The sequence below is a fragment of the Rothia sp. HMSC065C03 genome (assembly GCF_001837295.1).
In the GTDB taxonomy this organism is placed as follows: Bacteria; Actinomycetota; Actinomycetes; order Actinomycetales; family Micrococcaceae; genus Rothia.
The window spans coordinates 1-11,378 of sequence record NZ_KV831977.1 but is presented as its reverse complement, the minus strand read 5'-3'; the positions used below and the strand labels follow the sequence as shown (position 1 = coordinate 11,378).

At 56.9% G+C, this 11,378-nt stretch carries 5 protein-coding genes; 2 read left to right on the top strand and 3 right to left on the bottom strand.

Annotation, left to right across the window (positions count from 1 at the left end; all coding sequences use genetic code 11):
- Positions 1-493: 493 nt before the first annotated feature.
- The 3 genes from HMPREF2605_RS00180 to HMPREF2605_RS00170 form a co-directional block, all read right to left on the bottom strand.
- Positions 494-1,273 (bottom strand): hypothetical protein, encoded by a 780-nt coding sequence (locus HMPREF2605_RS00180; RefSeq protein ID WP_141762256.1) that lies wholly within the window; start codon positions 1,271-1,273, stop codon positions 494-496.
- A 21-nt stretch (positions 1,274-1,294) separates the two neighbouring features.
- A complete protein-coding gene (locus HMPREF2605_RS00175; RefSeq protein WP_070687955.1) occupies positions 1,295-3,067 on the bottom strand; it encodes a hypothetical protein in 1,773 nt (590 codons plus the stop codon).
- Between the two features lie 502 nt (positions 3,068-3,569).
- Positions 3,570-4,832, bottom strand: a complete 1,263-nt coding sequence (locus HMPREF2605_RS00170) for a hypothetical protein (RefSeq protein WP_070687957.1) — start codon at positions 4,830-4,832, stop codon at positions 3,570-3,572.
- A gap of 1,507 nt (positions 4,833-6,339) precedes the next feature.
- On the opposite strand from HMPREF2605_RS00170, the gene HMPREF2605_RS09350 reads away from it, so the two are divergent.
- Positions 6,340-6,555, top strand: coding sequence for a hypothetical protein (locus HMPREF2605_RS09350; RefSeq protein WP_141762255.1), 216 nt, complete (start codon positions 6,340-6,342; stop codon positions 6,553-6,555).
- Positions 6,556-9,309: 2,754 nt separating this feature from the next.
- Positions 9,310-10,959, top strand: coding sequence for a hypothetical protein (locus HMPREF2605_RS00165; protein WP_168167578.1), 1,650 nt, complete (start codon positions 9,310-9,312; stop codon positions 10,957-10,959).
- Positions 10,960-11,378: the final 419 nt, after the last annotated feature.

Below are 11,378 nucleotides of genomic sequence, written 5' to 3'. Positions count from 1 at the left end.
TGTATTGGATGGTATGTCCCATTGGTAAATGAGCTAACCCAAAAGAAGGGCGGCAGCACAGCACCGCAGCTGCACCACCGCCCTAACACACAAGAACCTACCTATCGTAACTGTCTATCAGTCAGAAACCTCAAAAGATGAACGCACCCTCAAAGGCTCCGCAGCCCTCAATACCGCAGGACGAGACCATAAATCCCCCACACCCTTCACCACTGGCAAGGGAACACGGCTAGGTTTGCCCGCTAAACGACGATGTGCCATGGTCTTAAACGACCGTACGCTGGCATAACCTAACAATGCAGCGGCCTCATCTGCAGTACATGTACACGCCGTTAGAATATCCTCCAACGTGTGAGTTTCTACCAGCCATTGAGCCAGCTGCTCATCAGTATCCGTATATTCAAGTGCCCGTTCTAGGCGTTCGCGTAGGCTTCCTGTTTTCTGTTGATGATGTGTCATGATGATGTGCCTCCTTCCAGGTGTGAGGTGTGTTTTAGCGGCGCTTACGGAATTGGCTCCAGAAGCCTCGGCGGGTGCCCGCCTGATCCTGTGCCTTGCGTTCTTCCTTGCTGCGCACTGCGTCGAAAGAGACCATTTGAATCTGCACAATGCGTCCAGCGGAACCGTCATAGACGGTCTGAAGCTGATGCATGAGCCAGGATTCAAAGCTGCCCTTGTGCTGATCTTTCACGTCAGCTAGTACGTCAGAGGCGTGGAAACCGCGCTTGCTACCGACGCGTAGCTGATGGCGGGTTCCGTCGGCGTTCTGTACGGTCACGTTCATGTTCACGCGCTTGTCAGTGTGCGCCTGGCGACGGGTGACATCATGCAAGTCATCCATGGCAGCTTTGAAGCCAGAGACGCGGCCCTTCGTCTTCTTACCCATTGGCATGTCAATCATGTAGAAACGGTTTCCGTCAGCGCCTTCAACGGGTTTGTGATGGATAAAGGCGCTACGGCGCGGTTTGGGGACCGGGGTGCCACGCGTATCTGAAGGAACGACTGACTTCTTCTTCGAGCCGCGCGGGGCACGCACGCGAGCCAGCTTGCCGTCCTTGCGGCGGCGGCGGGGTGCCTGATGTTGCACCTGGCCGGTCTCAGCTAGCTCAGTGCCAGGAATGCGGTAGGCTTCGTTCTTGCAGGTGCCTGCTAGAAGCTTACGAACTAGAGTTTCAGAGCGACCTAGCTGCTCGGCAATCTTCTTATTGCTTAGCCCGTGTACCTGCTTGACGTAGGCGAAAAGCTGAGAAAGCGGTGCTTTTTGCGGGTCCATCATTCACATCCTCTCTAGGGTCTAAACGTCTTCTTCGAAGAGGTCGTAATCGAACAAGCCATCTTCCGGGGGGATAAATTCATGCTCGAAGACGGCATCATCGACACCGTGCGTGTACCCGGATTTCACGGCTCGGTCTCGTAGCTTGTCACGGTCAGAACGTAGCACCGGGGTCTTGACCGGGCCAGGTAGCCAGCCCTGAAGGCGCAGCAGACCTGCACGCCCATCATCGGCGCCACCATTAGCTACAGGCAGCGACCAGGTCGGTAGCACCGTCGAGTAGATCGCGTCACCGTTAATGCCGATGATGGACCGGCCCGGCAGGGTTAGAGCGCCGGTCTCCACCGGATCGAACCCCTTACGACGCACCGTATGATGCAACACACGAGCGCGACCCCTACCCCATACCTGCACTGCAAATTCGGGGCGATAGAAGGCCTGCTGGCGGGGGTTGTGGTTTTGGGGGAGGGTGTAGATGAAGGCGTTGCCTTTACGTTCTGCGGTGCCTTGGTACTTGGCGGGGATGTTGGCGAAGTCGTAGGTGATGGCGGTAGCGGAGCGGCCACGGGAGGCAAAAGCACCGATGGACTGAATGACAATGGCGCGCAGTGCTGCGCTGATGGCCTTGGCGACGGCAGGGTGCAGATCGGGGTGGTTGGCTACTGCTTCTCGGGCTTCAGAGAGGCGATCGGCCCAGGTGTCCAGGGGTCGGGCGTTGACCATGCGGCGGGTTGCCTCGTCGGCGCCGGGCTCGAAGCGCTTGCGCTGCGCCTTCTTTTCGGTGGTGAAGAGAATGCCTTCGAGGAAACGGAAGTGCCAGCCGAATTTTTGGGCGACGAAGAGTTCGGAGGCGTCAACCCATGCCTGACCGCGTGCGCCGGGGCGGTTGGGGTAGAACCAGCCGTGGGTCTTGTCCTCGAAGGGGATGCCGAAGAGTCCGACGTGTTCCCAGGTGTCGGGTACGGTGAATTCGACGGCGAAGCGGGCGCGCACGTACGGGTTGTTGCGCCAGAGGTCTTCGCACTGCTTGGCGGTCAGGCGGTGTCCGGGGCCGGTGCCCAGTTCGCGGCAGAGGGCCGAGTACATGAAGCGGCCATCAACGTAGGAGAAGCCGTCAAGCTGCGGGGTGTGCCTCGGGTCAATCATGGGGACGACGTCGGGGTGTTGAGGCATGGCGTCGCCGAGTACGAGGTGGTCGAGGTGGTGCTGGGTGCTGGTGCGGTGCAGGTCCTCGGCAATGTCCGGGTCTACGGGGATGGGGGCGTAGTTCTTGGGCAGGGAGGCTGCCCACAGGTTCTGCCCGGTGGCGGCGGGGGTGAGCATGAGCGGGGATCCCTCGCCGAGGTCAGAACGGAAGAACCAACGCAGAAGAGATTCAAGGGTGTTCCAGGCGCGGCGGGCTTGGTCGGGGGTGAGATTGATTTTGCCGAACCACTCGGAGGAAACTTTCACGTCGATGCGCTGGCCGGTTTCTACATTATCGAAGCGTCCGGTGGGAGGGGTGCCGAGCCAGTGACCTCTAGGGGTTTCCCAGCCGGGGGTCTGAGTAAGGAGCCAGTGACGGGTTTTGCGGTCGTTGGGGGGTACTTTGCCGGTAAGGAAGATACGGGTGACCGGCTGGCCTGCAACGCGCAGCTGGGCTGCGGCGTTGAGCTTATCGACCAGGTTGGGGTTTTTGCGGCGTGCACCGGCGGCGGCTTTGAAGGTGACACCGTCGGAGGTGACACCGTATCCGGTTTCGTAGTCCATGAAGGCGGTGGTGATGGGTTTGGGGGTCCATGGGGTGGGGCGCACGCTACTCTCCTGTTGTTGATTTACAACTTTTGTCACTGTGACAAATATATAGTTCCTTGGTATTGCGGGCAAGTTGCCACGCCGTTTCTTGTGGTGTGATATACTCGGACTGAAAAAAGCTCGCTTGCGAGGAGTTTTGAGGGCCGAGTATCTACCCCAAAAAACTATAATATGCAGACCGTAATTGTAGGGTGGTGGATGAGGTCTTTAGAAGCTTCAGGTACCTAGCTGCCTCGCCTGTTGGCGTGCAGGATGGGTGCTTGTGTGTGAACGTGTGAAAAGCCCCGCTAGAACGTGTCGTTCTAGCGGGGCTTGTCCGTATCTGGAGGCCAGAGCGCTCCATCCGCAATGAGGGAGCAGAAGATAAAAAATGGGTCTGGGAATCCGACATTCCCAGACCCATATAACAACACGACATGAACCGACGATAGGAGGTTCCATGTCAGAACCTAATATACCCTCTGACCCCCTTGCGCTCATAAATGAGTCAGGGATCTAGCTTTTAGTCATCCTGGGTTTGCGTGTGGCGCTGGTGCCACTCAAGCATCTCGGGTAGCAGCAGGGCAGGTTCTACCTCCTTGCCGATGTACTCAGCAGTATCATCACCTACAACGAACCAGTCATCAGGCTTGGAGTCAATGTACTCTTCCCACTCAGAAAGGGACCAGAATCCAAAGCGCTCATCACTTGCATCAACAAACGCCCAATCGGTAGGAAGCATCTGGGGGTCTTCTGCGGTGTCATTGAGCTTCGCCTTGTGCACGAGGTTTCGCCAGTTCCGCTTGGTCATCACAAGCGAATTGGCACCATCTTCGAAGAACTCGTCACGGTCGGCAATGTAGGAATTGCTACGCAGACGCTGCCAGAACTGCTCAAGAGTGATAACACCCTTCTTCAGCAGCAGGCACAAGAACTCCACACGATCACGGCGCGGGGCGAAACCGCCAGTGGGCATATTCGAGCTCAACGGGAAAAGGAAACCAGCACGGTAATCATCAAGATTCACCGTATCCCAGGTGAAGCCGTTACCGTCGCCATCCTTACGCGGTTCAAGCAACCACATGCCGGTCGGTTCGTAGATTGCGACAAGCATCTGTGCCGAACCTGCCTTACCGATACGGGTATAGTTCTTCAGTAGCTGCTTACGAACATACTGCTGTTGCTCATCATTGAGGCTATAGCCACCCTTTGGGCGACGCCTGAAGTTTAGTGCCTTATCCTCAATGCCCAGCTTCAGCAAGCTCCTGTGCCGCTTAGCCATGGTTGCAATCATCGTATCGCTCAAAGGCACCGCCGCCGCCAAAGTAGTCATGGTCTCGAAGGGGGTTACGAGGTTGGTAGCGCGCAGTTCAGCCTCGTAGTGCGAAGGGCGGTTGGTGTACTCGTCTGCTACGAACTCGAGCTTTTCATCAAGGGTCAGCGTGGCATTGTTCTCACGGTACCACTGCGCGTCCTCTTCGTCTCCTGCGTCTTCTGCCCATTCAAGCAGCTGCTGCAGTAGAGCATCCACATTGTACAAATCCTTATAGATGCGGTCGTAGAATTCCTGGCGCTCATCATTGATAACCTCACGTTCTTCAACCATGCGCAGGTTAGCCTCGTGCTCGGCCTCGTAAGCGTGCTGTTCTTCCGGGGTCAGCGAATCCCACCATGCCTTCTCTTCTGCCCGGTCCAGCTCGTCCTCCGTGAGCGGCACCTGCTGCGTCGCCTCGGAAGCATTGAGCTGGTCGTCGCCTGCAGATAAGTGCGCATTACTAGAGGTCATGATGAGTCCTTTCACATAAGGGCTCTTGATGGATCTCAAGAACCTGGGTAGTTACCGTATCGGGGGCTGCTACAAACCGCCCTGAGAGCCAAAGACGCAATGCATCTTGGAGCACCCTCCTCCACTACGAGGAAGACCCTAAGCCGCTTGCACAACCTACCGGTAACGCTTGAATATGCTCTCAGTTTAGAGACAGAACAAAATCAGTGCGCGCGGTTTGGTCATTCCAAAACCAAGAAGACCACCACCCCCCTCCCAAACAGGTGGAGCCCCCACACCCAGTCACGGTAGAATCGAAGCCCATACGCTTCCTCTCCATCTGGCAGAATCCGGCACACCAAGAACCGTAGACTCCTGAACCTCATGAAGAGATTCTGGGCCCCACCAGAAAATCATTGGAGACAACGACCACTAGGCAGCCGCAAGACAGGTCCCACCCAGGTGGAGAGGAACCTCTTTGCACTCACACACAAAGAGCGGAACATAACATAGAACATGTTCTAAAACATGCGACAAATACCACCAAGAGGCACCCCTACCCCCTCAATCAGTTCATGGTTTCTTCACCTCTACCACCCCACGGAATCCCACCTTGCTCGCGCTCGTACCGTATCCTTTAGCCGCCATGTTCGCAGCATGAGGCGTTCCTGCTGCATACTTTCTCTGAGCAAAGCGTGAACCCCTATGGCTTAGAGTGGCACATAATATGGAACATGTACTATGACTTGTTCTGTGGTTTGCTGACAAGGAATATCTACCGGCACCCACCCTATGAGTGTCGTGGGTTTTAGGGGTTGTGCGCTTCGGGCTCTTTTCCTTGGTCTGGTGCCCCCTGTTTTTGGTGGTGCCCCTATTTTTGTCTCTGTGTTTCTTGGTGGAAGGGAAGGGTTGGTTGATGTTTCTTACGTGGAAGGCTCATTCCCAAAGCGTGTGCTGCGGATTTCAATCTTTCTCTGAGGGATGTTCGGGGGTTGTTGGCTGGTTCTTGGGTGGTGCCTGGGGCTGCTGCTGCTTCTGGCCGCCCCCGCCCCCACTCCCGCCCCCGCCCCCATCACTGCTCCCGCCCCGCCCCCATCACTGCTCCCGCCGCTAGGGTGGTGTGTTGTTGTGTGGGTGGTTCTGTGTACGCGTACACTACACCTGCCGGGTATTGGGTGGTGGTGGATACGTGTACCCGCACTGTTCTTAAGGTTGAGTTCAATCTGGGTTCTGGGGGGTTGGGTTTTGGGGTTCTGGGGGGTTGGGTGTTCACTCCCGTATGCTATCGAGGACTGCAAGGCTTTGAAGACTACGCCGGTTGTTGTGGTGGGTTCTATGGGGGGATGCTCAGTCTTATCCGGCAGTTGGTATGCGCACCCTCTACCGTGGTGGTGGTTTTGATGTTCTAGCCAGTGAACCTAAGAACCTGATTGTTTGCATCGAGCCAGTCGGTGCCTTGGCCGGTACTTTGGTGAGTACCGATCATCAAGGTGTCCGCCGTATCTCGGGTGGTAGCCCTGTCGGGTCTATGCCTGCCAGTACCGTTGAGTTGTTGGGTCGTGCCCGTAAGGCGGGTTGTGCTGTGTCCGTATCTGGTTCGGGTCATTACAAGTTTTGGGGTTCAGGGGTGGTGGGTGAGGGTGTGAGCGTGACGGTGCCTGCTACGGGTTCTGATTATCGTGGGTTGCGTAATGCGGTGATGCAGGTGCGCTCTAGTTTGGGTGTGGATGTGCGGCTGGTGTAGGGTGCTGCGGTGCTAGCCTCTGGTTTGGTTGGGTGTGCTGTGCTTGGATGCTTTGGCCCTATGGGTGCCCTCAGTCCTGTGGCCGTCCTACAGTTCTTACCGTCGCCCCTTGGTTTCTGTAGTCCTGGATGCTTGTAGTTCTATAGCCTCTTAGCCTTCAGCCTTTCCCGTCGCCCTTAGTTCTTAGCCCCCTGCGGCTCGTGCCTGCTGTTCTTGCGGTACCCTAGCGCCGGTAGCTCTACCGCCTCCTAGCTGCTGCGCTCGCTGTCTTTAGTCCCTGCGCGCCCATGGTTGGGGCACATAATATTGCACATGTTCTATAAGTTGTGTCGTACCGCGTGGACTAGCATCAAACCTTGTTCTGTAGGGGGTTTCCTGCTGGTATGGAGCCTCTGACGACATGGGGTTCCTGCTGCCCCTAGCCTCTGTCCCTGCTGCCCCTAGCCTCTGTTCCTGTTCTTTCTGGAGCCTGTGGTGCTCACTGGTGGCCCGTACTAGTTGTTGCCTCTTCCCTGAAATGGGGGAGTGCCCTCTGAGATCCTTCTATCCGGTGGCTGCTGCTCATGCTGCAGCCCCTCTGTTCCTGTTCCTTTCTGGGTCTCGTCCATCCTGTCTTGTACGCACCTGGCATTCCCTGTTTCCCTAATCGTCCTGTTTCTTCAGCTTTTTGGCAGTTCCTGGTATCCCGTACTAGCTAGCTGTTGGGTCTTTCTCGAATGGGGGAGGGGTGTTCGCTAGCATTCCGTGCCGTACCCTCTGGAGCTCCTGCTCTTTCTGAATCCCCTGTCTACTGACCGGTGTGTGCCCCTCTTGCCCTGCTCTTGCGAGCGCCTGCCTGCTTGCCTCTGTCTGCTTTTGCTTGGCTGTCCTGTGCACCTTGGCATGGGTTCGTCTGTGGTCTTGTTCTGGTGCTGGTGTTGGTGCTTGCTGGGGGGTGGGCGCCTTCAGTCTTCCCCCTTCTGTCTTATCTTGAATGTGCTTGGTTAACCCCTTAGCTGGTAGCCCCCTGACCTGTCTGCTCAGCCACTTGCCGTTGCCTCGTGCCTCTAGTTCTGTGGTTCTTACCGCCGCCCTCAGCCTTTAGCGCCTGTTGTTCTATACGTCGCCTTTAGTTCTTAGTCCTAGAGCTGCCTCTATTCCTTGTGGTTCTGTAGTCGCCCTTATCCTCTCTAGTCCTCAGTCTTGTCGCCGCTTCTTGCTCCTATTTCTTGTGGTCGCCTCTATTTCTTGTGGTCCTGTGGTCATCCTCAATGCCTGCGGTGCCTGTAGTCCCATGGTCACCCTGTAGTGCCTTCAGTTCTGCCGTTGCCTCTAGCCCCCTCCTGCGCTCGCTGTGAGAGTTTCTGCACCCTCCATGGTTGGGGCGCACACGGTTGGGGTACATAATATTGCACATGTTCTATAAGTTATGTCGTACCGCGTGGACTAGCATCATTACTCTTATAGTATGGGTTCTCTGCGGGCTGGCACCGTGTGTTTGTTGACGGGGCTCTACCTGGGTTTGCCGCCAGTAGGTGAGTGCTTTGGGTGGGGTAGTGTGTGCCTGTGTTCGGGGGTGGGCTCTGTTTGGGCTTGCTACCAGTTGCTGCGCTTGCCGTCAGGTGGCGATTGCCTTGGCCGGGGGGGGGGTAGGGGTGTGTCAAGAGCCCTTGAGAAAGGCTGTTCAGAATCACCAGGGGAGTAGCACCCCCTTGTGGAGAGTCACCACTTGCAGAGTTGCCACCTTCTAAGAGCCACCTCCCGGTACGCTTCATACCCCGCTAAGAGCCCGCTTCTGGTAAGCTTCACACCCCGCTAAGAGCGTCCTCCTGCCGGTAAGTTTCATACCCCGCGTAAGAGCTAGCACCTGCTAAGAGCCACCCCTCTGTGCAGAGTCACCACCCGCACAGGGCCACCGCTTGTAGTGTCGCTACCCGTGACGAGTCGTTACCCTGGTAAGCTTCACGCCCCCCGATAGTGAAACCCTCCATCGGGTGGGGTGCCCCAAACCAGCGTCAGCCTCAGCACCATCAACCAACGCGTTCGCTACCGCCCGCATAGGGCCACCATCCGATACCGTTAGCTGTCAGTATTACTCTCCGCTCCCCACCAATCACCGTGCTTGCTACCAGTTGCTGCGCTTGCTGACCTCAGCCGAAGAACCCATCAACATCAGAAGCCACCGACATGACGCCACTACCGGTAGGACGCTAGTAGCCCGCTACCCACCCATCACTGCGCCTGCTGACCTAAAAATTGTGCACCCGCCACCCGCTAAGAGCCAGTACCAGCCTCAGCGTCAGCACCAGCCTCCGCTGTTGCGCTTGCTACTACCAGCTGTCAGCACTACCAGCCAGGTGCTGCGCTCGCTAGCACCCTCAACACACCAGATACCCAGACACTGACGACAACCCCGCTACCGGCACGATAACCAACCCCCCAAATGAGCAGCCACCGATAACCCACCACCTCTAAATGACCAACCACACCGCACCACCAACCCCAACACTGATACGATAAAACCAAAGCTCAGAACCCATAAACCCCCATTCATGGTTGAGGCACCCTTAAACATCATCAACAGCCCCAACCATGAAGAACACGCTAGAACACAAAAAAGTCAGGCGGGGTCAACGGGTTGATATGCACCTGAGCACCGGGGGCTACGGCCCCAACCTTTTTCAGATGTTTACTTTCGAATATGACCTAAACCGACCCGAAGGCAACAACAGCGAATATGCTGCACCTCCCCACACCATGGCACATGGGGAGGATTTGTCGTATCCAAATCCGCTATCCACAACCCCGCAACAGGTCGCTACCGAGCCTGCCAGCATTCAGCAAGACCTCATCGCTGAACTCTGTGCTGCACCCACCATCACCGAACAACCCCCTGCCGAACAGCCCACCACCGGCGACTACAACCGCTTCCGTCAACGCATGGCAGCAGGCGGCTACCACCTAGCCACCCTCGACAAAGTCGACCAAAACGCCGCCAAAAACACCGCACTGACCGGCAACAACACCCCCGACACCCACTCCTACACCGTCCGAATTAACCGCATCGGACCCATCGACATCACCGCCTACTACCAAGCACCCAAAAACCACATCCCCCGCACCCTACTCACCCTGCTCAACCAGGCAGAGGACGACTACAACCACCTGCTGAAAACCGTAGCTGCAGCAGGTGCCTTTGGTGTGTACCCGCTACGCAATACCCCCAGCACTGTCCAGGCTGAAGCGCTCGCATTCCGCGACAAATACGGCATCTTCCTCTCACCGAAGCCCTGTTACAGCCCCAGCTGCACCAAATTCGTGTGCCAAAATTCCATCCACCACCGCTGCGTAGCAGCCGTCTCACGCCGCATGGAAATGAACACGCACAGCGCCATGATCACCATCCCCGGCATCATGGATGACACTCAGTTCAAGCCCATCTGGGACGCAGTACTCAAAGGCATCAAGGCCGCCAACTTGCCCAAGGGTCAAGAGTGCATCGGTGTCATCGAACCGCACGCTAATGGCATCACCACCGACGCCATGCACCAGGCCCAAAACAACAACCAGGCCTCGCTGCACTACCACCTCATCAACCCCCTTGACCTACCGGCGAACATCACCGCAATCGAGGCCGAAGACATCCTAGATACGCACATCCGCGCCGCGCTCGCTAAGGCTGGTCTCACTGTTGAGGTGCACGTACAAATCGCCAGCGTCAAAGACCTCAAGCAGTACACCGACTATATTGCGTGGTATCTGTTTAAGAACCTGGATGTAAAGTCGCACTACCGTTACGCTGCCGGACACGACTCCTCAGGGTTCAGCCTGTACAAGCGCCACATCGAGCTGAACTCCCTGACTCCGGGTAACTCGCCCTACTACAGCTATACTCAGATGTTCTTCCGGCCCTTCGATCCTGCCAGCACGTTCTCCACTAAGAATAAGGCCACGAATAAGAGCACCGAGAATATCGTGCCTGCCTTGGCTGCTGACTTCAACCGCCGTTACATTGGCGCTACCGAAGGTAAGTTTGCATCTCCGGTTACCTGGGATACCAACGCCGGTGAAGAAGTCACGATTGAGCGCACCTATAGGGGCCGTACCTGGACTGCCACCGGACACATCATTACCACTACCGCCCGACGTGATGTGCCCCAAGGACCCTACGCCACTTTGGATAGCTACCCTGAGCAAACCATTGCAGAAGCTATCGAGCTGTGCCGTACCCAGCTGGAGCAGACTCTGAACGAGCAGCTAGATGCCTCCATTGAGCAGTGGGAACTGACCGACCCACCCGCCCCGGAACAGTGCCGTCGTGTACCATGCGCAGCTGCTACCAGCCACCTGCGCTACAGCACCGTGCGGATTAGGGCACCACCCCCACCGCCGACAGTAACGATCATTAGATGCGCCAAACCCTAAAAACGGCGCACACCCAAAACACCATCACCATCTGCGTTCAGGCTATACGGCAGACCCGGTATGCACTCTTACGCCAGTGCATACCGGGGCTTTGCCGCGCCCACAGTCTGCTGATCCAGCCCCTCCAAACCCAGAACCTTCAAGCAGTACCTGAACCCACAGCGTTGTGTATCCATAAGCCTGCCAGCTCTTGCCTGGCTTCCTCGAAAAGCGCTCGCCAAAATCCCGGCAACCCGGCCTGTCTTGGTCTGCGCCTGCTTCTTGCTCACCTCACCTGGCAGTGCCCGGAACCATCCCGGAGCCTTCCCGGAACCCCTACTGACCGCGAGCGCGAATTATGGCTTCCTCAAGTGTGCCTAAGCACCCGGCCTGTCTTTCTGGCGCTGGTAGCGCTCGCTAATGCTGGTGCCACCAGCCCA

What these genes read in the sequence shown, in the direction of transcription:
- HMPREF2605_RS00180 (WP_141762256.1), bottom strand. Translation starts at nt 1,273, where the DNA reads ATGGACCCGCAAAAAGCACCGCTTTCTCAGCTTTTCGCCTACGTCAAG.
- HMPREF2605_RS00170 (WP_070687957.1), bottom strand. Translation starts at nt 4,832, where the DNA reads ATGACCTCTAGTAATGCGCACTTATCTGCAGGCGACGACCAGCTCAAT.
- HMPREF2605_RS09350 (WP_141762255.1), top strand. Translation starts at nt 6,340, where the DNA reads ATGCCTGCCAGTACCGTTGAGTTGTTGGGTCGTGCCCGTAAGGCGGGT.